The following is a 26,171-nucleotide window of genomic DNA, read 5'->3' as shown; positions in this document are numbered from 1 at the left end:
TCTATGGATGAGAAGCCACAGATCGTGCTTGCCGTTGATGTCGGCGGGTCGCATGTGAAAATCATGAACAGTGTTGACGGCGTGGAAAGCAAGGCTGTCTCGGGTCCTGAAATGGATGCGGCCGCAATGGCCGAGGCAGTCGAGACACTTGCGTCAGGCATGGATTATGACGTTATCGCCATTGGTTATCCGGGTCCGGTTGTTCACAATCGTATTTTGACGGAGCCGCATAACTTAGCCGCTGGATGGACAGGTTTCGATTTCGCAAAGCGGTTCGGCAAGCCCGTGCGCATTGTCAACGATGCTCTGATGCAGGCTATGGGAAGCTATGATGGCGGACGTATGCTGTTTCTCGGCCTTGGCACCGGCCTGGGAGCGGCCATGATCGTCAACTACGTCACCCAACCCATGGAACTGGCGCATCTTCCCTATCGAAAAGGCCGCAGCTATGAGGACTATCTCGGCCAAGCGAGCCTGAAAGAGCGCGGGCACAGGAAATGGGAGAAACATGTGTTGAGGGCTGTAGAGCAACTCAGCGCGGCACTGGAGCCGGACTATGTTGTCATCGGCGGCGGCAATGTCACTAAGTTAAAAACGCTTCCGACCAATGCCCGTCACGGCGATAACGCCAATGCATTCAAAGGCGGATTTGCTCTGTGGCTGGATTCCCGGTTCCAGACTTGACTGGCCTTCGACTTCTGAAGACAGTGTGGCGTTCACTTTAGGAACTGCTGCTGCCTTGGCGATCTATTGAATGATGATTATCGGTCTCAAGAAGCGGATAAATCGTCGGCTTGGGCCATTTTGCATGTTCAATTTGCTTTTTTTATAATCGCGGTCAACGCTCGGTGCCGATGGGGGTGTTAAACGCCATAGCGGACACTCAGATAGACATGACAACCACTTCGGCGCGTCTAAATTCTGTTATCATTGCAGGTCTTATTATGTACTTAAGCCATCGAACACTTCGAGGAGTGCATCAACAATCGCTTGACCCATTGCATTCCCCGCAACGCCGATCTGTGCCTCGTCCATATCACGAGCAGCGAGTGCGAGATGTCCCCCTTGTTCAGCGACAATGGCACGCGCCCGTTCTATCGCCCAATTTGCAAAGTCTGCACGTGTTTCAATGGTAACGGTATCCAATGGAGCCTCCGATTCGGTTTATGCAATTTTAACAGTTGTGAGTTCACGCTGAAGCGCGACCTGCGCGGCTTTCAAGCTACCTGGCATGTCGCATCTGCGCGAGCAGTTTCTTGCGGAAGACCTCAGCCGGCGTTCGGTAGCCGAGGCATTTACGCGGTGTCTGATTGAGCCGATTGCAGATCTCCATCAGATCGGCGGCGGCTACGGACAAGGGATCGACGTCCCTGGAAAGCCATTTCCGCGCTCGCCTATTTGTATTTTCGACCGTTCCTTTCTGCCAGGGCGATTGTGGGTCACAAAACCATGTTTGCGTGCCTATGCCTGCCTGAAGGTACGGCCAGTCAGTGAATTCGGTGCCTCGGTCGAATGTCAACGATCGGCGGGCGAGGTGAGGGAGGCTCATCAGCGCCTGGATGATGCCATCCATGACCGGGCGGGACTGGCGATCATTGTTGCGCAACAAGATCGTGAAGCGGCTCACCCGCTCAACAAGCGATGTCACGTTGGCCTTGCCGTACTTCTTCCGGAACTGAATCAGATCGCATTCCCAATGCCCGAACTGCTTGCGTTCAGCAACGACATTCGGACGATGCAGAATGTTGAGTTCCGGGCCAAACCTTTGACCATGCTTACGTCTTGCATGTTGTGGTCGTTGCTTAGCTCGATGCTCCGGCAGGTGACGCCACAGCTTGATGGCATGACCGTCGGCCGAGTATGCGAACTTGTAAATTGTCTCGTGGCTGACAAAGATCGGATGCTGTTCCAGCCGCATGCGACCGGCGATCTGCTGGGGCGACCAACCATGCATGATCCGGATGGGAGTAGGTGCGTTTCATTGCGCTTTCCTTGCAAACGATAAACCTTTGTTATCTATTGCAAGTCGCACTTCATCCTTGAGCCCACCCCTTAAAGTCGTAAATATTGATAAGATATCTTATGGAACATAATTCAATAGGGAATTTTGATCCAATTTCAGATAATCCCGATGTAACGTGATGCGAACTGTTCTCTGTTAAAGTCTGCACCGCACCTCTCCATTTCATCTCAATTAATCAGAGCCTTACGGAACCGATCGCAGGGGTCCCCCTCCGACGCCGCGTCACAAGACGAGCAAGGCAGGCTCATCGCCCGCCTTGCTCTTCAGTATCAGGTCGCCGGCAGGACTGCGATGTCCCGCACCTCATTTTCCAGACCAGAGATCGCGCCGACTTCGGTCGCTGCGCCCGTTTCGAGATTGACGGTGTAAAGCATCTTACTTGCCACCAGATAGGCCGCGTTCTTGCCGCCCTCCATTCCTTGAATGTCGAAGGCATAGGTCGCGGGCTTGTCTTTCAGGCCAAGCTTGCCGATGGCTTTCAGTGTGCCGTCATTCGGCTTTGTCTGCTGGATCAACGCTCCGATAGTGGCGTCGATATTGTACATCGCAGTCTTTTCCGGCTTGCCGATGGAATTGGTATAGGCGGCGGCTACAATGTTCGGGGTCTCGCCCTTATGCATATCGCCCTCTTCGAAAGCGAGCACGCCGTCAACCGTCACGGCACCCGTATCGGGGTGAACGCGGTGGTTGGTGGTGCCGGTCATGAAGCGCAGGCGGTCTGCCATCGGGTTGAAATCGACCACGACAGGCGCGTCAGTCATGGTCAGCATCTTGTCCATCTTCGCCACTTCGCTTGCAGCGCCCGTCTCCAGGTTGATGCTGACAATACGGTGGTCCGGCGTAACGCCAATGACCGTCTTGTTGCCGGAGCGATAATCGATGCCGACGAGCTTATCGACGCCCGTAACATCCATCGTCTTTGTCACGGAAGGCTTTTCCGTATCGAAAATCACGAGTGTCTTGTCGCCGCTCAATGCCAGAACGGGTGCCGCAAAGGCCGATGTTGCCGTGGCAATGACGGATATGGAGGCTGCTAAAGTAAAACGAATGGTCTGCATGTTTTTCTCCCGTGCGTTCAAAATCGAAGAAGGTTCCGCCGTCTGGCTCACGACCTTCCATCTTGAAGACACAACAGACGACGCGTTTGGATGCAGCGCTCGAAAATATTTTTGATGACTGCATCTATTCCGCGCTCGCGGCGGGTATAGTTTGCAAAAGGCAGGCGGTTTGCGCACTGATCTAAGGAGATGGTTTTGACAGTGATGGGCTCCAGGCCGGTTAATCTCGATGAGGCGCTTGATGGCTGCGCAAAGGGCGACCGCCTGGCATTGCGACACATCTTTGATCAGGAGGCGGGTAAGCTCATCGCGGTTGCCCAGCGCATCGTCAGACGTCGCGAGCTTGCTGAAGAGGTCGTGCAGGACTCCTTCATCCGTATATGGACGCATGCCTACCAGTACCGTTCTGATAGCGGGTCGGCGCGCGGCTGGATCTATGCCATCGTTCGAAACCGGGCGCTCAACCTGTTGCGTGATGGCAAGCGGGAACACTCCGTCGAGGAGGTTGAAACACTTCAGGGCGATCAGCAGACGGATGAAATCATGGCAGCATGGCACCGCCTGGATCGCAATTCCCGTCTCTATGACTGTCTCGGTGCGCTAGAAGATACAAAGCGGCAGGGAATTCTCATGGCCTATGTTGGCGGTTATTCCCATGGCGAAATTGCAGGCAGGCTGCGCATTCCGCTCGGCACCACCAAGTCGTGGATCAGGCGCGGGCTTCTGGCGCTGCGGGAGTGCATGGCATGAGCTATGACCGCAAAGACATAGCGCATCTCGCCGACGAATATGTGCTGGGATTGCTCGAGCCAACGCAGGCGGAAGAAATCGAGAATGCCATGGAACGTGATCCTGAACTCAAGGCTGCCATTGCTGCCAGTCGAGATCGTTTCCTGCCGCTCGATACGAGTATGGCTCCGCGACCCGTCAGCGAGGATCTCTGGAAGCGTATCGAGGCTTCCCTGCCAGTTCAGGACAACCGTCCCGCCAAACCAAACACACATATCGCAAACGATAATGGCTCTCGCCGCTGGAAGTTGGCTGCACTCACGTCGCTTGCCGCCTCACTCCTGCTCGTCGTCGGCCTCGTCTACAGCCTGACCAGAGCGGTGGAGCCACTCGTCGTCGCCGTCCTCGTCAACGAGGCGGGAGAGGTTCAGGCGGTTGTCGAGGATTTCGGCAATGACCAGACCTCCGTGCGGCTTCTGGCGGATTTCGTCGTTCCGCGTGACAAGACGATCCAGGTCTGGACCCTGCCCTCTCGCGATGTCGGGCCGGTCCCTCTCGGCCTGCTGGAAGGCGTGCGTTCCGCCCGTCTCCATGGGCCGACGCTGCCGAAGCCGCGCAACGATCAGCTTTATGAGTTGACGCTTGAGCAGGCAGGCGGTTCGCCGACCGGTCGTCCCACCGGACCGATACTTGCCAAAGGATTTGCCCGCATGCCGCGATGACGCTCCAGTGGCATAGGCAACTGAGCAAATGACCGGTTCACCGAAATGCTGCCGGGTCATCTCTTCCGAGTGTTCGGCATAAGCCAGGTGTTTGACCGGTAATTCCTCCAGCCATTTTCGGCGCTGTGCGATTGCCATGGCTTTCGCTTGCTCCTCACCATATTCGCGTACGGAGAACTTCTCGCGTTTGTGCTCTGTGCGGTTAAGGAGAGATGCTTCCCAAGCTTCGTCCTCTGCCAGTTCGACGTGGCGCACACCTGAGATGCCACTCTTGTTATTCTTGCGGAGCAGAACTGCCTGCTCATGATTGGTGGCAGGCGGCAAAACAGACATGACCGCATCGCGATAGGCTTTCGCGTGATCGAAGCTTGCCTGCGGCGATCCGTAAATATTGTCCTTGAACAGCCGCACGACCCGGATGCCGCGTCGCCTCAAATCCACCCACCAGCCGCCACCGTGGTTCTCGTTATGCTCCTCACGAAACAGCGCGTAGGTGTCAGCATTAATCGCTTAAGTTGAGATGGTTACTTTCGACAGGGCCTTCGTATCAGCCATCTCTCCCACGACCGTCCGTATCAACAAACATCAGCTTACCCAGGGTATTTGACGATCCATCCGGCCCCGAACAGTTCATCTCATGAAGACAATTGTCTTGAATCACTTGATGTCCGTTGACGAAAAAGCTTGTTTTGTTCGATTGCGGCCGGCACCAACCGGTATTGACGCCGGATTGAACACCGCCGCTTGTTCCGGCCTCGTTCCCTGTGACTGTTGAGGTTCTGCTGTTCATCGTAAAGGCTTCATCGCCGCCGAAAGAGACATTCTTGACAGTCCGCTCGCTCGCTTCCAGCTTCGATAGGATCATGTAAGGAACCGCCACATCCTTTGACCCGCGCGGCGTCAGGCACACATCTGGAGAAAGGCAGACAATCGCGTTATTTTTATCCGTGTAACGGGCAGCACTGTGGCTCATGGTCGCTACTCCTCCGATCTTTTGTGTTCAAATATTTGCTGACGAGCAATTGTCGCCACGATTTTTCGGGAACGGCTATGGCCGTCGTGCGAACATTTCAATTTCCCTAATGTCATCCGGTTCAGCCAATGTCAGACGCCAGGTCATACTAAGGGTATGTCGTTCCTGCACGCCGTCAGCGATATCGCAGTGAACCGTATCCAGATTCAACATGTGCTCGGTAATATCCTGAAGGCCTTCGCGTCTAATCTTGATGCCAAGTGCCATTCCCGGCAGCCGAAACACATAAGGCCTTGGATCGTGCCGAAACCCTGTGAGCCTGATGGTTTCATCGCCAATCAGATAAGGGGCTGCCTGCATCGGCAGCGGTGCTGCATTCCAATAGGCGAAATCATAATCGAGAGGCATGCGCGGATGGCGCTCTCGAACCCAGGCATCATCGAATGTGCCGGCGAGAGATAGCCGCGGCAGCCAGGATTTTTGAATTGGCCCACAACCGCAGACCGTCATAGATTCAGTTGGGCGCTCAGCGGCAAATTCGCCGACAAGCGCAATCTGCGGGGCGGCAACCTCCCGGTTCATCTCCAGTAGATAATCGGAGATCAGGCCGCGTCCTATAGGATTATAAGCGTGCGTAGTATGCTCTTCGTACGATATCGGTGCGACGCCACCATAAGCTCGTTCATAGGTCAAAGGTATGGACGTCGTCGGCTTTACCGACGAGAGTTTCCACTTTCGCCTCGCCGCTCGGGTCTGCGGTTCCCAAAACCGCTCCCCGAAAACGTGAAAGCTGTGAGACAACCGTCCATCGACAGCAATCGACACGGGCCAACTATCGATTTCCTTCTCTTCCGGCGAGCAGGCAACGGCATTGAACGTCACATCTGTCTTTGGCTTGAAGGGCGCTAGGTCGCTTTCCTGGCGAAGCGGCGAGTCATTGATCTCCCTGTGAAACAGATCGGTGAGAAGAAGGTCCGGCTGCGGAGACAGCAGATCTTCCGCGATGCCGCCATATGGAATGCGCAATCCTGCCTTTACGATCAGAACAGCCATTTCGCGATCATCGCGGCCCCAATGGCGAAAATAGAGGTGCTGGAAAGGGAGTTTGGTTTTGAGATGCATGACGTTGAATTACTACTTCCCCGGTTTGGCAGGCGGAAGATAGCGCTCAAAGCGGTCAGGATAGGTATGAACAACATCAGGCATAAGATGCAACCCGACTGATCTGTCGGCGCGTTTCGCTATTCCCTCACTTTCTCCCTTTAATTTATATAAATTCCAAGCTGTTCCAAGCGGAAGTGCACTCCAGATCGTCTCCACATATCGTTTTACAAAGTCAGACAGAGTGGAGCAGCTCGCCGCTATTCGCTCGGCCTCAGTCAGCATAGGAAATTCCTGCGCTTGAACAGGCCATAAGTCATCCATGCCGGGCCTACGCCGCTCAAAAGCATGACCCGTTATAGCTTCTGGCATGGTTTTTCCTGCCCACCGAAGAATATGCGTAATCAAGGGAATCGGGCATGACCGCTTTTGCAATGTCGTCAGTATCTCATCCTCGACGGCAAAAGATCTGACTGTTGCAGCGCTTAAGGACGTTTTCTGTCTAGCTGCCGTCGCCGGATGCAGGCCGGCCGCGTTGAACGTCCTAGCAGCGAGTTTCAGGGTTGGATTTTCTTTCTGTGCCACACAGGCTGCAAGACTGGCGAGCCCTCCGCCAAGCGAGTGACCGATTATCATTAAACGGCCTCCCCATTCGTTCATCGCAATTTGTGCCGCTTTTCGCGCGTCTGCGACTGTGAGGTCATCATATTGAGTAGTTCTCAAACCGACGCCTTGCCGAAAATTCGTTGCCCAATCTCCCTGGTCTTTCGTCCATACCGTAATTGAAGCGTTCCATTGTGCTGCGACAGTCACCGGAATTTGTATCCACGTAGGTGAAATGGCCCGTAAAGTGATATTACCTGCATCATTTTTGACGATCGATGTAGGGGTAAAGCCAACGCCAGCGAGCTCAGACGGCTTCAACTGCGCTACATCGGGGTTCGGTGCAAAGACAAATTCAAAACGATGAGGCGGCTTATTCGCAGGGTTAGCGGACAGGAGGCCTAGATCCCAATGATATTCAATTTCTATCGTAATTGCTAAGCCTGAGAGTTCCTCTTTATTTAGGTCAGACCCCCGGAATATCAGGGCTGGAGGACATAAGGTTGCACGATCTCCATCACTCCCGTTTGGTCGATATAAAACTGCGCGATAACCCGCCCTCTTGTTCTGATTATCAAATACCTTGCTCCAATTCTTACGAACGTCCGCAAGCATTGGCCGCGTCTGGATTGTCATCTGACTATATTGCTGATCATAAACATCAAAAATCAGCCAAGCAGCTCGACGCAAACACCGGTCCATGCTCGTATCACCGCTTACAGTTGTTGTGTTGTTTGATGGGCGCTGATCAGCCTTTTGGACTGCTGGATCAAGTTCAGCAGTTCCGGCACTGCTAAAGTCGTCAGTTGCCATCTCGCTTCTCCTGCAGTTTTTTCCGGTAAGTTCCACTCTCTACATAAAGCAATCGGTAGAGCGTGCTGCCTTCGCCAAGCGGGTAATGAGAGCGTTGTAGGAGAAGCTTTACAGCATCAGCATATCTACCATATTCGGAATATGACTGCCCGACTTCTTCTGGATCTGTACGAGCACCTGCCTCCAATTCGTTGGTTGCTGCATCAATCATGTCGTACATGTAGTTTTCAGGGGTCTTGTCGTAATATCCGTTCTCAGCAAGGTACTGTATGCAGCTAGGTTTTCTCATCAACGTGACGCATTGTACGGCTAAAGGCGTATCCTGTTCGCCTCGCTTCCAAGGGTCTGCGCCAGCTTGCAATAAGATCTTGAACCCTTCAAAATTGTCGCCAACTGTGAATTCTAATAACGACTGTCCGTCAGGCCATCTGTAATTAGGATCACCCCCGTGCTTTAGATAAAGTTGTAGGAGTTGGTTGGCGTATGTTTTGTCGAAATAATCTGAGTCTGGAAGCTTCTGTCCTTCCTGCTTCATGGCTAAGTACAAAAAGTTCCAACTCCTAATCTGCTCCGACTCATTGTTGGGGTCAGTCGAGACGTAGGGATCTGCGCCAGCCTCAAGTAAAGCATTTACAGCATCCAAATTTTGGTTCTCAACCGCTGTAACCAATAACGTACGGCCATACCGGTACAAACCGTTCGGTTTTCGTTCAGGGAAAGATTTGTTGATGTTTTCCCCAAGCGCCTTCAAATCTGGCTGCGTTAAAGATTGTCTTAGGAAAATTTTATAAGCGATCGCCCGCATTTCAGAAGGGGCTTTAGAATAGTCGATTTCAACGAGTTTAAGATTAGATATTTGCTCGTCGGATAAATTCTCCTTTTCCATTATCGCACGACCTTCTGGACTGAAATTACTGGAGACATCTTCTTTTTTTTCTTCACTGCAGCTAAGAGCTGTCAACAGTAAAATAAAGCCAATTAGGCGGAGCAGAAAACGCATCACTCGTACCCTTTTCTGCCTGGACGAACTTGAATCCGATCTCTAATTTATTTTTACGACATCACCAAGTATATCAAATACATCGTCAGCAGAGCCTATTATCCGTTTTCCGCTGATCGTAATTGTTCCATCAGAATTAAGAACAATCCGACTCTTCCCGCAATTCAAGACAAGTTTTTTCCTGCTTCAATCACTACGTTATTAACTGCCCTTAAACTGTATTCATCACCCACATCTATTATTTTCAGACGACCAACATCTTCGGTGTGCGTATCGCCAATTTTTTGACTTTTGTTTTTTTGAACGACAATATGGAGATTGCCCTCACCGATCGGCGATTGGCCCTTTTCTCCAAACGCGTATGTGGCTTGGCCGATGCCTGCGGCCATTGTATCGGCCTGCTGCGGCGTAATGCTCCATTTGTTTGAAGGCCCAACTCTAATATCCATATCGCCGCCAACAACTTCATAATGATTGTTTGTTACTTCAGTTGCTTTGTTGTGGCCTACACTCTCCACCTTATTAGTGTTGATGCGCTTCGAATAATTGTTCTCGACCTTGATATTCTGGTCCTTTTGCGCATGGACATAGACCTCCTCGCGGTCTTTCTCGTCCTCAAAGGTCAGTTCATTGTAGCCTTTGCCCTTATGCGTGTTCGTCCGAAACACGCTCTTCGTCTTATTCGTTGGCAGATCATAAGGCACAGCGTTTTTGGGGTTTGGCACGACGCCAGTCACCAGCGGTCGATCAGGATCGCCGTCGATAAAGGCAACCATCACCTCCATTCCGATGCGCGGGATGATCTGTCCTCCCCACTGGCCGCCCGCCCAGTTCTGGGCAACCCGCACCCAGCAAGTATCACTGCCATCCTTTTTTGCCTTGCGATCCCAGGGATACCAGAGCTTGATGCGTCCGTATTTGTCGGTGTGGATTTCTTCGCCCGACGGTCCGGCGACAATCGCCACCTGTGTCCCCTCGATACGCGGACGTTTGGTCTCTCGGTGCGGCGTTAGTGGAACGCGTGAGGGAATGGCCTCGAATGCGTTGGCATATTCCATCTCATTGCTGGCCGTCTCATAGGATCGGTCCACCACCCGATGCACAATTCGGGTAATCACATGCTCTTCGTATTTGTGTTCCGGATGCGGTTCCTCATAGGGCGTGAACCGGCGACCGGCTTCCAGAAAGCGCACATTGGACTGGCCCGTCACCCGCTCATGATCGGCTTCCGTTGCTTGCGTTCGAAACGTCTCGGCCACTTCGGCCTCTTTGATATCGGAGATGCGGGCCGGATATTCGTAAAGCTCGCGCTGCTTGGCCCCCGGCATCTGGATCAGCGATGGCGTGACGTTCAGTGGCACAGTGCTCGGCGTCTCAAAATTCCAGTCCGCACCGGCGCGCTGGCCGGGGACATAGGAGAATTGCCGCATCCATTCGTTGATATGGTTGCGGTCCGACGAGCCCTGGGCTAATCTGACTTTGTCGACACCTTCTGCCGCAGCCGATGGCTTGCTCCAGGCCACCTTGCTGTCGCTGACCTTCAGGCGGTGAACGCCGGTTTCATGTTCAAACCAATAGAACAACCCGTCCTGCTCGAAGCGGCGCAGCAGGTAATCGAGGTCCGTTTCATTCCACTGGACAGAAAACTCACGCGATGGCGGTGTTTTGTGCAGAGGGGCGGATGCGGCAGCTGGAATGCCATGCTCGGAAAACAGCGTTTCCATCACCTGCATCGAGGTCATATTCTGCCAGATCCGGCAATCGGACCGGCGCGACAGCAGCCACAGTTGCGGACGGATAGTCAGGGTATAGGACCGCAATCCACGCGTCACTGGCGGGCCTTCGAAAAGGTTTGTCACCAGTCCATTGAACGGTCGGCGCACGCCATCCCCATCCAGTTCGCCCTGGCGGATTTCCAGGGACACATCGACCAGCTTGCCGATCAGTTCTTCCGGCTTCACTGCCTCGCGCTTGGCGCGCACCGACACAGTGATCTCGAACAGACGATTGACGCCCTCATCCACCGTCATCCGCTCCGGCAAAAGCTGGTCTTCACCCAAGGGCGACAACAGTTTCAGCACACGGCTTGCCTGAATGAAATCGGTCGGTGACAGAACGTCGTCCATGGAATGCCTCTCCACTTATCGCGTCATCAAAAACGAATGCAATATTGGAAAGGTGCGAAAAGTATCCCAATCGCGCCATTCCCATGGCGAAAATAGGCCAGCATCCTAAAAGGTCAAGATCTGGGTTGTAGATTTAATTTTGGTTGTGTTTTTACAGGAGTTCGCTTTATTCAGCGGCTTTTCTTGAAAAGGATGCCCAAAACCCCAAGCCGCCCTTGAATCTCAGAGGTCCCGGTCATCCGACAGTGAACTTCGGTGTTTTGCTCGATGATTTGGGTCATTTCACCATAATGAGCATAATGCTCGATAATACATTATCGGATATAATTATCTTCTTAAAGGTCGTGTGTTTTATGCCGATATAGCTCGCATCAACTGCGCGCCAGATTTGGAAACATGCATATGGATTCGCTGCTGGGCCTTGCCGCAAATTTTCTGGTTAACGCTGTGTGGAACATCGTCAGAGAAATTTGCGCTCCCAATGTTGTGAAGCGAGTCGAAGGATGATTTCAAAGGCAGGCATTTCGAGGCATGGCTGCATCGTGCAGGCGTTAGCTTGGTATCTACGTCATCCGCTCAGCTATCGCGATTTGGAAGAGATGGTCCGCGAGCGCGGCTTCGAAGTCGACCATAGCCCGATAAGCTGCTATCTTCTCTCATCATAAAGTTGCATAAAAGCCGCAACGCCGCAGCTTTCAGCTTATGGATACGACCAAGGGACTTCAATTCGGGACGATCACTTGTTATCGCTGTGGTCGAAGAGCATTGGCGCATCGAGGTAGACTTTGCCTAAGTAAATACCGGTCTCAATCCAGTTTCACCCGTACTGCCGGATAGCAACATGCTGTCGGCGTATGATTATGTTCATCGGGTGGTGGCAAGAGACCGGTTTGGCATTGTTACAATGTGCCATGTGCAGCTCCGCTGTCTCAGCTCTTCAGCCGCCCAAAACATCGCCACGCCGTGCCCGCAAGGGTTTTCTCATGCACCATCTTGGTGGACTTCCGAACGGAAGACCAAGACGATATGTGCAATACACTTCGGGTCCGATGGACCATTATTCCTCAGACTGCTCCCCAGCCTTGGATTGTGTGCAGCGGATGTGGGGGCCTCAGAGCCTTCCAATCCAGCGGCAAAATCCGGCTCAACGCCAATGGTCGCAAGCTTGATGCGTGGCTTATCTACAAGTGCCTGACCTGCGAAAAGACATGGAACCGGCCAATCTTTGAGCGGCAGAATGTTCGCGACATCGATCCTGTCGTCCTTGAAGCACTACAGTCCAACGATCCACAGTGGATACGGACGGAGACGTTCAACCTCGAAGCTTTGAGGCGCAAGTCGCAGCGCGTTGATGAGTTTTCGGAGTTTCGCATCGAAAAAGCGATTCTGCATGAAGCCGATCATTGGACGAAACTGCAGATAGAACTGGTGGTTCTATTTCCAACCAGCACACGCCTTGATCGTCTGCTGGCATCAGAGTTGAGAATTTCTCGTTCGCGGCTCCAAACGTTTCATGACAGTGGTATGCTTCAGACAAATTCTGACCGCCCCGACGTCCTGCGGCGGCGTATCAAAACTGGTATACAGGTTATCATTGACCTCTCCACCGAGGCCGAACGAGTGAAATTGTGGAGACCTTTAGCGACGCTTTAGCCCGATATAGCCTTATCACGAAGGCCTGAAATTTCGGGCCTTCGTGATTTCAAGTCTCGTTTTCAGCATACGTTCTCGCCTTGTTCTACCTTGCGTTTTTTGAGCGTAGTATCAATCCGACGCCCTCTAAAAGAGTAGGTCCGTTTCTGAGACGGCTCCCATTCCAGCCCACCGATCAAGGTCTTAATTGGTGCTCTTATCTTAAGTACGACGCTTTTTCGAGAATACGATCTCAAAAAAGGGCTCTGTCGCAAAGTTTTGTCGATGTAGAATGAAATTCTAATATGCCTATGGATCGACATGCTTCGGACCGAATTCTTGCCCGTTTGATGCTGCACGCGGCAGAGGAAGCAGCTATCTAGATTCACCGCCAGAAGACTCCAGGAATGCTTTCCTATATTTTGGACGTTCCGAAAACTTGCGACAGAAACCCATCCACTATATCACGTTAACTTGCGTGGGCCGCCTTGGCAGCACCCGTGTCACCGATAGCCGAGGCCAGCCACTTTGCCAATCGGTCGATATATCGCGCCGCGCGAGCCGACTACTGGCGAATAGCACTGTCACTTAATGGCACGGCGATAACCCGCCTCCCGAGATACAACGCGGTTAAAATTCGCGACTGTGCGGTCTGCTAGTCTCCATAGTTCGGCTGGCCGATATGTGCGGCCAGTGCTCATCTTTCCGGTTTTTTCCACAAACCCTTGGCGCAATACCTGGTCTCGAAAGGTCGTTTTTACGAGCTTTGCACCTGTGACCTGCTGATAGACATGCCTGAGATCATCGATTGTGAATTCTGGCGGGAGCAGGAATGCCGGCAAAGAAGAGTAAGACGATTTGCTCCTCATGCGGGCGATCGCCATCGCTGCGATTTCATTGTGGTCGAAAGCTAGCTTCGGTATCTTGTCGACCGGAAACAGGTCTGACTGCAGCGAGACCGGGATCTGATCCATCTGCACAATGGCGATATAGGCGATCGTTACTGTCCAACCTTCATCCCGATCCAGACCACCAAAACTGTGTAATTGCTCAAGATAGCGCACGTCGATCCCAAGTTTCTCTCGTGCGACCCGCATTGCTCCATCCTCCGGCGAACGGTCCACATTGAGGTGAAGCCGACCACCCACCAGTGCCCGCTGGCCTGTCTGGAGATTCTTGGCCCGCTCCGGCAGAAGTAAATGCAGCGCTTGGTCCTTGAGGGTGAAAATGGCGCAGTCGACCATCACCAGCGGCACTGGATACCCCTCAGCGTCGTGGGCGACTCTCTCGGTGATCAAACTGTCCTCCATTGTTCAACGGCTCCGATAGCCAGCAAAAACAGACTTAGACGGTATTGACGCCTAAGTCCAGAAGGCGCATATCGTAGTTAGACGATTATCTGGTCTAAGGGTTATCGATATGGACACGGCAGATGAGATCTTGGCGATACCGGTGAACGAGCCTGAGCGCCTGTTTCAGGCACCGGATCAAATCACTGGCCAGTATCACAGACTAGCCAAGCTGTGGCATACAGACCATGCCGGCGGTCAACGCGATGTGTTTGAACATCTGACGCTGTTGCGGGACGAGGCAAACCTCCACGTCAGCCAAGGCCGCTGGCAAGTGCCCGGTTTGCTTGAGCTCGCTGGTCGCAAGATAAGGTATTTCAAATCATACCCCTTCGAACTCGGAACGGCTTACGTGGGTAACAGCATCATTGCCTACGTGGTGGAAAAGGATTTCCTGTCTTTGGCCCACCGGGCCGAGGCTGCCATCAGAGGGCTGACGTTTGCCAACGATAGAATGGCCACCGAGATGCTCCTGCGGCTGCCACAGATCAAATCAGCCTTTGATACCGATCAGGGTCAGCGTGTTCTGGTGATGGAAAAGCCCGCTGGGCTTGTCCGACTGAGTGATTTGATCTCGCATTTCGGCAGCAAGGTGGACCCACGGCACGTTGCTTGGGTTATGAGCGACCTGCTGAACACAGCTTGTTACCTTGGCTCCTTTCGTCAGCTCGCTCATGCGGGCTTGTGTACTGATACCGTCTTTATCTCCCCGAAAGGACATGTCGCGGTCATCCTTGGCGGTTGGTTCTATTCAACGCCGCTGAATGAGCCTCTGGTTGCGCTTCCAGAGTGGACGGATCAGCTTTTGCCCGCCGCTGCTCGAAATACCGAGCGCGCAAGTGGAGCGATCGATCTCGAACTCATCCGAGGCATCGGAAGGGAAATGCTGGGCGAAACCTCCGGTGTGAGTATCGGCGAAGACAACGCTATTCCGCAGGCTATGCGGGATTGGCTTCAACGTCCTAGCGGTCTCGATGCCAAAGGCGAATACAGAGCTTGGATCAAGGCTCTTGAAGACAGCTTCGGTGCTCGTCGCTTCACCGAACTGTCCGTTAACGCAAGCGATGTTTATGGAAAGGATGCCCACAATGGGTGACGGCCGCTTTGACCCAACTGACTGGGATAGCTTCACAACCAGGACTACGGCAGGCAAAACGCGGGACGCGGTGTTTTCCAGTCGCAGCCTCCATGACAGCCTTAACCCTGCCAAGGCAAAGGGGCTTATGCGGGAATCGCGCGATGGCACAGTTAACCCGTCGTCCAACCCGATCATCATTGGGCTGGATGTGACTGGCTCCATGGGGACGATTCCGGACTATATGGTTCGCGATGGGCTTCCCGCGTTTTTTACCAGCATCTATGAGCGCAAGCCTGTATCCGATCCGCACGTCATGTTCATGGGAATTGGGGACGTGGTATGTGATCGCGCTCCGCTACAGGTTTCGCAATTTGAAGCGGATATTCGCATTGCCGAACAGCTGAAGGATCTCTTTCTGGAAGGCGGCGGCGGTGGTAACTCCAGCGAGTCTTATACTCTGCCGTGGTATTTCGCCGCCATGCACACATCAACTGATGCGTTTGAAAAGCGCGGGAAAAAGGGGTTTCTTTTCACTGTTGGCGATGAAGAAGTCCCTCCTCTGTTGAAGGCTGAGGAAATCGAACGCGTGATGGGCGTTCGCCCCCAAATGGATTACACTGCCGAACAGCTTCTGGACCTTGTGAGCCGTCGGTATCATGTGTTCCACGTCGTGGTTGAGCAGGGCTCTCACTTCCAGAGCTATCCCGACCGCGTCCGCAACAGTTGGCAGTCCGTGCTGGGCCAGCATGTCCTCATGCTTTCCGACTATACGAAGCTCGCGGAAGTCGTTGTTTCCACGATCCAGATCGTCGAAGGCGAGCATGCGGCAGATGTGGCTTCGAGTTGGAGCGGCGATACAGCTTTGGTCGTCCAGAAGGCGACGAAAGGTCTTTCGCCTGCGACCAAAAGCGGAGGCCTGCGTTGGTTCGGCGGTAAGAAATGAGCACCGCTTATGCAGTTCTCGGCGCTGGTTGGGGCGATGAGGGCAAGGGCTTGATGACTGATGCCCTGGCCAGCGCTGGAAGCGTTGTCGTGCGGGCCAATGGTGGCGCCCAAGCTGGTCATACGGTCCAGCGTCCGGATGGCACACGCCATGTGTTCCATCATGTAGGCAGCGGTGCCCTTCGGGGTGCCACTACCTACATGTCGCGCTTCTTTATTCATAACCCCCTGCTGCTGCTGCGGGAGTTGTCTGAACTCGACAAGATTGGCGTTCGCCCAAGCTTGTTTGCCGACCCAAACGGGCTGGTGACCACTCCGTGGGATATGATGATCAACCAGATCGCAGAGGAGGCTCGCAATAGCGGGCGACATGGCTCCTGCGGCCTTGGAATCAATGAGACCATCCGACGGAGCGAAAGAGATGGATTCAAGCTTCAGTTCAGCGATCTGGCAAACCTCACAAAGATGGATGAAATCGTCAGACGGATCCAGAAGGAGTGGGTGCCTTCTCGATTAACGGAGCTAGGATTTTTGCCATCTGAGGCCTGGCAAGCGCGGCTTGTTTCTCCGGTTATCGCGGAGCGATTTACACAGGACGTTGAAGATTTCAGTCGTGTCGTCTGGCCCAATGATGGTACGGTCGCAGCAGTGGCGTCTGCAAGCGACAGGCTCATTTTCGAGGGCGCCCAAGGCTTGTTACTCGATCAGGATCATGCCTTCTTTCCGCATGTCACTCCCTCCAAGACCGGAATTGCCAATCCATCTATCCTTGCGGCGGAATGGGGGGTTGGTGAAATCAAGGCAATCTACATGACACGCGCTTACGCCACACGGCATGGCGCTGGTCCATTTCCACGGGCTACGCCCGAGATGGTCTACCCAGATGCAACGAATATCCCTAACCTTTGGCAGGGCACGTTGAGGTTCGGAGCGCTCGATCTCGATCTGCTGGCCAAAACCATTCTTGAGGACGAAGCTCGGTCTTCAGTGCGGGTCGAGACGTCTTTCGCAATGACGTGCCTCGATCAGATCGCCGATCAGGCGGTCTGGTGGCGGAGCAATATTCGGGAAACCGGCGCTGGCAAAGATCTGCTGGAGGCAGCACGTCGTCATTTGCAATGTCCGCTCGCAGGTAAAAGCTTCGGCCCCTGCCGTGAGGACGTCACGTTCGGCTAGGTTCCGATCTGACCGTGATCCACTGTATCTCCGACATCGCTCTCCCGCTGGAGTCACTGAAATCTGTTTTCCTTGTTATGCCGGTTCTGGCATTTCTCTGCACCATCCCGACTTTGGTGGTTTGCTCCGCTGCAAGATCACGGTCTGTCATGAACCATCAGCACTTAGTCCTAGAGACGACGATGTCATATTCAGGAACATATTGTCAGAATAAAATCGGCCACCACGCAAACGCACCCCATGGATTTGACAGTTTCCCGCCCTACATGGGGATCGTCAAGACAGATTGATGAGTCCCCATGCAAGACAAAACAGGTATTGCCTCAATCCAACGTCCCCCAGCCGAAATAGCCTATCGAGCCGAACTTGAGGCCCTGATAAGGGCCGACCGGGGACCGCGACCACCGGGCTGGAACCTGTCACTGAAAAGCGTCAAATCCTTCATTCTCGGCGGCAACGGCGCCACAACCAAGCTGGTTGCCTCGCCTTCCCTGGTTGAGCGTGCCATGGTGACGCTGGCCACATCACGAGCGCTCCTGCTGATCGGCGAGCCGGGCACGGCCAAGAGCTTCCTGTCAGAATTGCTGGCCGCAGCGATCAGCGGCGATTCCAAGCTCACAATCCAGGGCGGTGCATCGCTGACGGAAGATCAGATCAAATATGGCTGGAACTATGCCCTCTTGGTGAGCGAGGGACCGAGCCGTCGGGCGCTGGTTCCGGCACCCCTTCACACGGGGATGTCCCACGGCAAGGTCGTGCGCTTTGAGGAAATCACCCGCTGCCCCCTGGAGGTGCAGGATAGCCTGTTGTCGATCCTGTCGGACCGTGTTTTGGCCGTGCCGGAGCTTTCCGGTGAGGACGGCATGGTCTTCGCCCGTGAGGGCTTTAATATCATCGCCACAGCCAATACCCGCGACCGCGGTGTCAACGACATGTCGGCCGCCCTCAAGCGCCGCTTCAATTTTGAGACGGTGTTTCCGATCCGCGATGCCGACGAGGAGCTGGAACTGGTCAAACGAGAATCCGCCAAGCTGCTGGCACGCTCGGGCGTACCGGTGACGCCGAGCGACGATTTGCTTGAAGTTCTGGTAACCTGCTTCCGCGAACTGCGCGAGGGTCTGTCGAGCGAGGGCAGCATGGAGCGGCTGAGCTCGGTGATGAGCACGGCGGAGGCCGTCAGCGTCGCCCATGCGGTCGGCGTTCGCGGTCACTATCTGCGTGGCGACAGCGGACGCCCGGAAGACATCGTCGAGTGCCTTGCCGGCACGGCCGCGAAGGACAATGCGGAAGACCTGAAAAAGCTTGTACGCTATCTGGAGCAGAAGGCGTCGAAGCGGCCCGGTGCAGCATGGAAGGCGCTCTATGAGGCTCGGCATCTTCTCACGCCCTGAGGCGGACGTGGCGCAGGATCGCGGCGGCAGGCTGACGGTCGTCGGCGTGCGTCATCATTCACCAGCCTGTGCGCGCTTGGTCTCCCAGACAGTCGAGCGGCTGAAGCCGCGCTTCGTGCTGATCGAAGGCCCAGCAGACTTCAATCCTCATATGAACGACCTGCGACTGCCACATACGCTGCCCGTCGCAATCTTCAGCTATCACGCGGCTGCGGAGCGGAGCTTCGCCTCCTACTCGCCGTTCTGCGCCTATTCGCCGGAGTGGGAGGCGCTGCAATCTGCATGGAAGGTCGGCGCTACTCCGTTATTTTGCGACCTGCCGGCTTGGCATCCTGACTTCGGCAACCGGACCAATCGCTACGCCGACCCACATACGGTTCGCGCCGCGGCGGCCGAGGCCGCGCTCGGCCACGCGCTGGGTGAAGATGGCCTGGATGCTCTATGGGACGCGCTGGCTGAGCAGGCGCCGGTGGCGGAGCTTGATGAACGGCTCGACCGCTATTTCGACCTGCTGCGGCCGGAGGGTGCCGAAGATCCACGGGAACTGGCCCGCGAAAAATTCATGGCTGGCCATGCGGCCTGGGCGCTGCGCGAAGCCGGTATTGGCAAGGTGGTGCTGATCTGCGGCGGCTGGCATGCCGAAGCAATCCGTCGACTGACCGAGGAAATGGACGGCGAAAAGCCCGACATGCCTGAACCGGGCGAGCATGAACGGGTCGGCAGCTATGTATTGCCCTATGACTATCAACGGCTCGACCGTTTCACCGGCTATGCCTCAGGCATGCCCTCACCCGCCTATTACGAACATGTCCGGGAACGCGGTCTCGGCTTTGCCGCAGACTGGGCCGCCAACGCGATCACCCATGGCCTGAGGGATGCGGGCCAGGTGGTCTCCACCGCCGACCGGATCGCTTGGCAGGCCCATGCCGAAGGTTTGGCCCGAGCCCGCGGCCACAGCGCCATTCTGCGCGTCGATCTACTCGATGCCGCGCTGGCGACGTTGGTGAAGGATGGGCTGGAGGCACCGGCCGCCTGGACCCAGGCTGGCGCGGTCAGATCAGGCACCCACCCGGCGCTCGTTGCCATGTTGAAAGCCATGACCGGAAACAGGCGCGGCCGGCTTGCTGCCGGCACCCGCCGGCCACCACTGCTCGACGATATCGACGCCCGGCTGCTCGAAGCCGATATGGTGCCCGGCCCGACCGCAAGGCGTCTGGAGCTTGACTGGAACGAGCCCGCCGATCGCGGCCAGGCCCACATGCTGCATGCTCTGAGGCTTCTGCGCATGCCGGGGCTGGAGCGGCTGGAAGGGCCTTCGGCGATTGAGACCAGGGCGCCGCTGGAGGTTTTCCGCTTGATTCGCCACCGCGATGCCGAAGGCGTGCTCATCGAAGCCTCCAGATGGGGAGGCACGCTGCCAATGGCTTCGTCGGGTCTGCTCGCCGATCGGGTCGCCCGCGCGGGCGATGATCTGGACGTGCTGACATCCTGCCTGTCCGACGCGCTGTTCGCCGGGCTGCTCGTCCTCGAAAGCGAACTGACGGGCAAGATCGCATCCGGCATTGCCCGCTCTCACGAGATCGGCGAGATCGGCAAGGCCGGTCTCCAAGCCGTGCGACTGTATCGCTTCGGACATATCTTTGGCAGCCATGCGCACCAGGCGCTGGGGCGGCTGTGCGAGCAGATATTCGCGCGCGTCCTGTGGCTTGTCGGAGACATCCACAATGAGGACGAAGGACGCCGCTCCCTCAACGCCTTGATCGCCTGCCGCGACATGATGCGCGATTGCCCATCACTCGATATCGACAGCGAAGCGCTGGTCGGAACGCTTGCTCGCTGCGTCGCCAACCGCTCCACCATTTCGGCGCTGGCGGGTGCTGCCCTTGGCACGATGATCGCCTGCGGTCGCAGCGACATCTCCGGCATTGCAAGCCAGATGCGCCATTTCAGCCGACCAACTCAGCTCGGCGATTTTCTCGCCGGCCTCTTTGCCCTTTCCCGCGAGGAGATCGCCGCGGATCTGCCGGTCATCGACGCCGTCACGCAGCTGGTTGACGACTGGGGAGATGACGAATTCCTGCAAGCGCTGCCAGCGCTGCGCCAGGCATTTTCCTTCTTCCCACCTCGGGAGCGCGAAAAGCTTGCCCAGGTGATCCTGCGCACCCATGGACGCGGGGAGGCACGGGCGCAGATCGAAGCCATGCAATGGATGCGCCAGCGCAGCAGCACAGAGACTCAGGCGGCGGCGCTGGCTTTGGAAGCAGTGGTGGAGCGGCGGCTCACCCGCGCTGGATTGATATGACCAGAAAGATGAGGAGATAGGGATGGAACGCTACGAACTCGTTGAGGGCACATCATCGAAATTCTGGCAGGTCTCGCTTGACGGAACGACCCTGACGGTCACCTACGGGCGCATCGGTACCCAGGGCCAGACGAAGGAAAAGGAATTCGACAGCGTCGATGCGGCGATCAAGGAAAAGAACAAGCTGGTTAAGGAGAAGACTGGCAAGGGCTATGCCTTGAGCGGATCTGGTCCCGCGCCCGTCAAGACCGCCACACCCAAGCCAAAAGCTGCCGAAAAGAAGGAAATGCCGGTGCAGCAGGCGGCTGCGCTGGCGCTGGCCGAGCGCCCCGTGACGTCAGCGGAAGCGCCAGCAGCAGCAGTCCCACCAGAGGCGCCCGCCGAACCAGCCCCCGCCCCTTTGGTGATCGAGTCTTCCGAGGAGCTGGAAAAGCTGCTCGGCGATCCCCTTCCGACGCGCACTGAACCGCAGACGACATACTATCTGGAAGCAGATGCTTGGAAAGCACTCCGGAACACGCTCCAGGTCACGCTTCCCAAGGCCACCGAGAAGGAAAAGGCATCGGCTCAATGGCTGGAAGAGCGTCTCGGTGAGGACGGTCCGAAGGCACCCGCTGGCGGTGGTGCGGTCGGCTGGCTAAAATCCAAGCTCGGCGGCAAACAGGAAGCATTCATGGGCGTCGAAGAAGCCCGTACCTGGATCACCCACATCCTGAACGCGACGAATCGGCTGTCGATTACCCTAGGTGGGGGCGATGAAAAAAGTCGCCCGGTCGACCTGTTGTGCCTAAGATACTTCTTCCATTGGCTGGCGCGAACATCTGGAGCGCCAATCGTCGCAGAAGCGGCACTGCCGCTTGTCGGCACCGAAAACCAGGCGCGCCGCAGCTATGAAAATTCCGCCTGGAGCTCGGCCCTGTCGCTTGCCTTGCGCGACGCCCTTGTGAAGGCTCCGGCGGAGGAATACGAACAGGTCGTCGATGTCTTCATGCAGGCTTGCGATGAACAGGTGGATTGGAAACGTCGCGCCTATTTTGCCTTCGTGCTCGGCGACGACAGGGTCGGCGAACATGATCTGAAGGCACTCGCAGTCCTGAACGGTGCAGCCGTCAGCGGTCTCGATGTCGGTGCAACCTTGGAAATGGTGCCGCTGATCGCCGAGGCGCCGCCCTCTGCCGTCGTGCGCTGGCGGACGAAACGCACCTATTTCATCTATTACACCTATTTCGACCTGCCTCTCGAAGACATCGCAGCTACCGTCATTGGCGCTGCCGATCTCTATCGCGAGTCAGCCCTGCCCGCGCTCGAATGGCTGTTGCACTATGCCTACGATGCACAGCGGACGCTCGTGGCGCGCATCGTGCTGGCGACCGGCGAAGACGCAGCGCTCGGCCTGCTGCTTCCCTTCTTGCATGAGAAATGGATCCGCGCCGCCCTTGACGAGGCGACCGAAGCCAATCCCGCGAATGTCTTCCGGCAGTATGTCACGTCGCTCGCTGCCGGCCGTAGCGATCCGGTTATCCGCTCGCGCGTTCTAGACATGACGAAGCGCTATCCTGCCGATACGCTGAAGCAATGGCTGCAAGGCAACAATAAAGCACTGAGCCAGCTCGACCGCCTGTTGGAGGCGCAGAATGTGACGCTCGCCGGGAACGATGCGCTGCCTGCGGTTCTGCAAGACCCGCCATGGCGCAAGAAGGCGAAGAAGAGCGACGATCTCGTCCTTTCGCTCAAGCCGGCTGAGACACAATTCCGCTACGAGCCCGATGGGCCTCCCGGCCACGAAAACCACTGGCGGATATCCCAGGCGAAGGTTATCGCCAATACCGACGAACTGATCGAACTGATCACGGAATTCGAAGCCAAGCCCTTCCCGGACTGGTACGGCGTTCCGGCCCGATCGAGGCCTTTGCCCCAGCGCGGTGACGACGAAGGCGACGTGCTAGGCTTTATCTACGAGCGCGTGATGCAGATTCATCGTGCGAAATCCTATGCGATCAATTCAAGTGGCTGGAACACGCTTTTTGCCGGTATCGACCGTCAACCGGATGCGTTGGCACTGGTGCTGTGGAGCTGCCCGGGTGTCGCGACCGGTTATTTCGCCGATGACGTCTATCCACGCATGATGGCCCGTTTCGGCGAGCGCGGCCTGCCGGGCCTTCTGAGGCAGATTGAAGGTGATCCTATCGGCATGATTGACCGCGCCAAGGATGTCGACGCCTCGGAAATTGCGCCGCATGCGGCCCGCGCCCTGCTCAAGCTCAAGAAGGCTCGTGTTCCGGCCATGCAATGGCTGCGCACGCACCGGCAGACGGCAGTGACCCGGCTGATCCCCGACGCCGTCGGCGACAAGGGCATTGCGCGCGAGGCCGCCGAGCATGCCTTGCGCTGGATCGCCGGCGATCGCAACGATGGACGCGCGGCGATTGAAGCCGTGGCCCAAGACTATACCACCCAGGACGCCAAGGTGCCCGAGGCGGTTTCGGAGGTTCTTGATCGCGATCCGCTGCAGCGCTATCCGGCGCGCATTGCCAAGCTGCCCACCTGGTTCAAGCCGGCGGCGATGACGCGACCGTTGCTGAAGCAGGGCGGCGCTTTGTCTGACGAGGCTATGGCCGCAATCGCCGAAATGCTGTCCTTCAGCACGCCGGAGGGGATTTACGGCGGCATCGATATCGTCAAGGAGTTCACCACGCCGGAAAGTCAGGCAGGATTCGCCTGGGACATGTTTGCCGCCTGGCTGGCCGATGGCGCTCCCTCCAAGGATGGCTGGGCGCTCAGGGCCGTGGGCTGGATGGGCGACGACGAATGCGCCCGCAAGCTGACCCGCCTGATCCGCAAATGGCCAGGCGAGGCCGCCCACGCACGCGCCGTGACGGGCCTCGACGTGCTTGCCGACATCGGCACCGACGTGGCACTGATGAACCTCAATGGCATCGCTGAAAAATTGAAGTTCAAGGGCCTGCAGGAAAAGGCCCGTGAAAAAATCGCGGTGCTGGCCGAAGCCCGCGAGCTGACGCCGGAAGAACTGGCAGACCGGCTGGCGCCCGATCTCGATCTCGATGATCGCGGCGGCATGGATCTCATCTTCGGCGACCGGCGCTTCCGCGTCGGCTTCGACGAATTCCTCAAGCCCTGGGTGAAGGACGAGACCGGCAAGCGGCTCAAGGACCTGCCGAAGCCGATCAAGTCGGACGACCAGGAACTGGCGGCGGAGGCAACCAAGCGCTGGGCAGCGCTAAAAAAGGATGCCCGCGCCATCTCCAGCCTGCAGATCACACGGCTGGAAAACATGCTGTCCACATCGCGCCGCGCCGCGCCGGAGGTGTTCTGGACCTTCTTTGCCAGCCATCCGCTGATCGGTCACCTGACCCAGCGACTTGTATGGGGAGTGTATGCCGACCATGATCCCTCCACTGCGCCGACGACGATCTTCCGGGTCTCTGACGATCTGTCCGTCACTGACGCGCAGGACGAGACGCTCGATCTCGATTTCTCGGCGCAGGCGACAGGCTTCATCGGGACCGTGCATCCGCTGCATCTGCCAGCAGGCGGGCTCGATGCCTGGGGAGCGCTGTTCGGCGATTATGAGATCTCACAGCCCTTCCCGCAGCTCGGCCGCGAAATCCACCTGCTGCTGGAGACCGAGAAGGATACCAGCGAAATCAGCCGCTTCGAGGGCCTAAAAGTCGAGTCTCCGCGGCTTAGGGGAATGGCCGCGCGCGGCTGGCGGCTCGGCGCACCCCAGGATAGCGGCTGCATCTGGTGGCTGGAGCGGCCTGTACAGTTTCCCGACGGCAGCACGCATGCCGCGATGTTCTATTTCTCCGACGGCATCTTTACCGGTGGCGGCGATTGGGAGGACAAGGAGCAGACCCTTGGCAAACTATCGCTAGAACAGCCCTATGCACGCACCAAGACCAGCGAGCGCAAGTTCGACGAGCTTGATGCGGTGACCGTCAGCGAATTGCTGCGCGGCCTGGCGCTGTTGGCCGAGACGGCTGTGAAATGAGCCAAGCCGCAGCACTTGACCCGCTCACCCGCTGGCGCCTTATCCTGGGCGAGGCGTCGGACGCTGCCTGCAGCGCTGCCGGCTGCACGATGTCGGGCGATGCCATGGCCATGGATGCAGCTCTCGACTGGCTCTACGGCCGTGATGATGAGGACGGCGCCCGCAATATCAGCCGTCAGGGCGGGCGCGGTCCCTCCGCCCTCACCACGCCGCAATGGATCAACGACATCCATCGGCTGTTTCCCAAGGAAACCATCGAGCGGCTGGAGCGCGATGCGATCGAGCATTATGCCATCGATGACATCGTGACCAATCCCGACGTCCTGTCGCGGGCCGAACCCAACGAGACACTGCTGAAGGCGGTTCTGCGGACCAAGCACCTGATGTCGCCTGACATCCTTGTGATGGCACGCAAGCTGGTGCAGGAGGTCGTGCGCCAGCTGATGGAAAAGCTGTCGCGGGAGATGGCGGTCGCCTTTTCCGGCGTCGTTGATCGGCGGCGCCACAGCCGTTTCAAGATCGCCAGCGATCTCGATTTCCGTCGTGTTCTGAAGGATAATCTCAAACACTACAATGCCGAAAGTCGACAGCTGACCGTAGAGAGGCTGCATTTCTTTGCCCGCAACCGCCGACATATGAAGCAATGGCAGGTGATCCTCTTGGTCGACCAGAGCGGCTCTATGCTCGACTCCGTCATCCATTCCGCCGTGACGGCGGCCTGCCTCTGGGGCTTGCCCGGGGTGAAAACTCACCTCGTCGCCTTCGACACCAGCGTGGTCGACCTGACGAGCGATGTCGATGATCCCTGCGAACTGCTGATGAAGGTACAGCTCGGCGGCGGAACGGATATCCAAAGAGCGGTCGGCTATGCCGCAGATCTGATCACCCAGCCGGAGAATGCGATCGTGATTCTGATCTCGGATTTCTACGAGGGCGCAAGCGAGGCGATGCTGCTGCAAAGAGTGGCCGAACTGACGGCACAGCGCACGCTGGTGCTCGGTTTGGCAGCGCTCGATTCAGACGCCGAGCCGGCCTATGACCGGGAGATGGCGCGTCGTCTGGTCAGCGCCGGCGCCGAAGTAGGCGCCATGACCCCCGGCGAGCTGGCCGGCTGGCTGGCCGCCAAGATCGGACGCTAGGA

19 protein-coding genes and 2 pseudogenes are annotated in these 26,171 nt (G+C 56.6%); 12 read left to right on the top strand and 9 right to left on the bottom strand.

Translation table 11 applies throughout. The features are described 5' to 3' along the window. Positions 1–3 precede the first annotated feature (3 nt). Complete coding sequence (locus tag AVI_RS27965) at positions 4–684, top strand: ROK family protein (protein WP_015918615.1); 681 nt, start codon at positions 4–6, stop codon at positions 682–684. Between the two features lie 258 nt (positions 685–942). Here AVI_RS27965 and AVI_RS27960 read toward each other — a convergent pair whose 3' ends face one another. From AVI_RS27960 to AVI_RS27950, 3 genes and pseudogenes are all read right to left on the bottom strand, one after another. Next, complete coding sequence (locus tag AVI_RS27960; protein ID WP_041699854.1) at positions 943–1,146, bottom strand: hypothetical protein; 204 nt, start codon at positions 1,144–1,146, stop codon at positions 943–945. A gap of 76 nt (positions 1,147–1,222) precedes the next feature. Further along, a pseudogene (locus AVI_RS27955) lies at positions 1,223–1,948 on the bottom strand (IS30 family transposase); the annotation flags it as partial. A gap of 344 nt (positions 1,949–2,292) precedes the next feature. Continuing rightward, positions 2,293–3,081 carry a DUF4394 domain-containing protein gene (locus AVI_RS27950; protein WP_015918613.1) on the bottom strand — a complete coding sequence of 263 codons (789 nt, stop codon included), beginning with the start codon at positions 3,079–3,081 and terminating at the stop codon, positions 2,293–2,295. Positions 3,082–3,285: 204 nt separating this feature from the next. Here AVI_RS27950 and AVI_RS27945 point away from each other — a divergent pair, with 204 nt between their 5' ends. Together AVI_RS27945 and AVI_RS27940 are read left to right on the top strand one after the other, a co-directional pair. Further along, positions 3,286–3,831, top strand: coding sequence for a sigma-70 family RNA polymerase sigma factor (locus AVI_RS27945; RefSeq protein ID WP_015918612.1), 546 nt, complete (start codon positions 3,286–3,288; stop codon positions 3,829–3,831). Beyond that, positions 3,828–4,532: an anti-sigma factor gene (locus AVI_RS27940; protein WP_015918611.1), complete on the top strand. Its 705-nt coding sequence runs from the start codon at positions 3,828–3,830 to the stop codon at positions 4,530–4,532. The genes AVI_RS27945 and AVI_RS27940 overlap by 4 nt, the downstream gene beginning before the upstream one ends. A 547-nt stretch (positions 4,533–5,079) precedes the next feature. On the opposite strand, the gene AVI_RS27930 is transcribed toward AVI_RS27940, so the two are convergent. The 5 genes from AVI_RS27930 to tssI all read right to left on the bottom strand — a co-directional run bounded on the left by AVI_RS27930 (position 5,080) and on the right by tssI (position 11,148). Next, positions 5,080–5,505, bottom strand: coding sequence for a DUF4150 domain-containing protein (locus tag AVI_RS27930; protein ID WP_015918610.1), 426 nt, complete (start codon positions 5,503–5,505; stop codon positions 5,080–5,082). A gap of 75 nt (positions 5,506–5,580) precedes the next feature. Beyond that, positions 5,581–6,558 (bottom strand): DUF2169 family type VI secretion system accessory protein, encoded by a 978-nt coding sequence (locus AVI_RS27925; RefSeq protein WP_187152421.1) that lies wholly within the window; start codon positions 6,556–6,558, stop codon positions 5,581–5,583. 81 nt (positions 6,559–6,639) lie between these two features. Further along, complete coding sequence (locus AVI_RS27920; protein WP_015918608.1) at positions 6,640–8,022, bottom strand: Tle-like phospholipase domain-containing protein; 1,383 nt, start codon at positions 8,020–8,022, stop codon at positions 6,640–6,642. Further along, the gene (locus AVI_RS27915; protein ID WP_015918607.1) at positions 8,012–9,022 is read right to left on the bottom strand and encodes an ankyrin repeat domain-containing protein; all 1,011 of its coding nucleotides are present in this window, start codon (positions 9,020–9,022) and stop codon (positions 8,012–8,014) included. The genes AVI_RS27920 and AVI_RS27915 overlap by 11 nt, the downstream gene beginning before the upstream one ends. A gap of 164 nt (positions 9,023–9,186) precedes the next feature. After that, the gene (gene tssI, locus AVI_RS27910) at positions 9,187–11,148 is read right to left on the bottom strand and encodes a type VI secretion system tip protein TssI/VgrG (RefSeq protein ID WP_015918606.1); all 1,962 of its coding nucleotides are present in this window, start codon (positions 11,146–11,148) and stop codon (positions 9,187–9,189) included. 493 nt (positions 11,149–11,641) lie between these two features. Here tssI and AVI_RS30860 point away from each other — a divergent pair. Further along, positions 11,642–11,807 (top strand): annotated as a pseudogene (locus AVI_RS30860) (IS6 family transposase); the annotation flags it as partial. Positions 11,808–12,174: 367 nt separating this feature from the next. After that, on the top strand, positions 12,175–12,801 hold the full coding sequence (locus tag AVI_RS27905; protein WP_041699848.1) for a DUF1062 domain-containing protein: 627 nt from the start codon (positions 12,175–12,177) through the stop codon (positions 12,799–12,801). A 563-nt stretch (positions 12,802–13,364) separates the two neighbouring features. Here AVI_RS27905 and AVI_RS27900 read toward each other — a convergent pair. Next, a complete protein-coding gene (locus AVI_RS27900; RefSeq protein ID WP_049777546.1) occupies positions 13,365–14,090 on the bottom strand; it encodes an NUDIX hydrolase in 726 nt (241 codons plus the stop codon). Positions 14,091–14,199: 109 nt separating this feature from the next. Between AVI_RS27900 and AVI_RS27895 the strand changes: the two genes are divergently transcribed. The 7 genes from AVI_RS27895 (at position 14,200) to AVI_RS27865 (ending at position 26,169) form a co-directional block, all read left to right on the top strand. Further along, complete coding sequence (locus tag AVI_RS27895; RefSeq protein ID WP_015918603.1) at positions 14,200–15,225, top strand: hypothetical protein; 1,026 nt, start codon at positions 14,200–14,202, stop codon at positions 15,223–15,225. Further along, entirely contained in the window at positions 15,218–16,150 is a 933-nt protein-coding gene (locus tag AVI_RS27890; RefSeq protein WP_015918602.1) for a hypothetical protein, read from the top strand. The genes AVI_RS27895 and AVI_RS27890 overlap by 8 nt, the downstream gene beginning before the upstream one ends. Beyond that, complete coding sequence (locus AVI_RS27885) at positions 16,147–17,325, top strand: adenylosuccinate synthetase (protein WP_015918601.1); 1,179 nt, start codon at positions 16,147–16,149, stop codon at positions 17,323–17,325. Before AVI_RS27890 ends, AVI_RS27885 begins: the two co-directional genes overlap by 4 nt. A gap of 299 nt (positions 17,326–17,624) precedes the next feature. Beyond that, positions 17,625–18,716, top strand: coding sequence for an ATP-binding protein (locus AVI_RS27880; RefSeq protein ID WP_015918600.1), 1,092 nt, complete (start codon positions 17,625–17,627; stop codon positions 18,714–18,716). Beyond that, entirely contained in the window at positions 18,688–21,018 is a 2,331-nt protein-coding gene (locus AVI_RS27875; RefSeq protein ID WP_139192484.1) for a DUF5682 family protein, read from the top strand. The genes AVI_RS27880 and AVI_RS27875 overlap by 29 nt, the downstream gene beginning before the upstream one ends. A gap of 22 nt (positions 21,019–21,040) precedes the next feature. Next, positions 21,041–25,030 carry a WGR and DUF4132 domain-containing protein gene (locus AVI_RS27870; protein WP_015918598.1) on the top strand — a complete coding sequence of 1,330 codons (3,990 nt, stop codon included), beginning with the start codon at positions 21,041–21,043 and terminating at the stop codon, positions 25,028–25,030. Then, the gene (locus AVI_RS27865) at positions 25,027–26,169 is read left to right on the top strand and encodes a VWA domain-containing protein (RefSeq protein ID WP_015918597.1); all 1,143 of its coding nucleotides are present in this window, start codon (positions 25,027–25,029) and stop codon (positions 26,167–26,169) included. Before AVI_RS27870 ends, AVI_RS27865 begins: the two co-directional genes overlap by 4 nt. Positions 26,170–26,171: the final 2 nt, after the last annotated feature.

The sequence above is a fragment of the Allorhizobium ampelinum S4 genome, from assembly GCF_000016285.1.
GTDB classification, from domain to species: Bacteria; Pseudomonadota; Alphaproteobacteria; order Rhizobiales; family Rhizobiaceae; genus Allorhizobium; species Allorhizobium ampelinum.
This window is presented reverse-complemented; position numbering and strand designations above follow the sequence as displayed.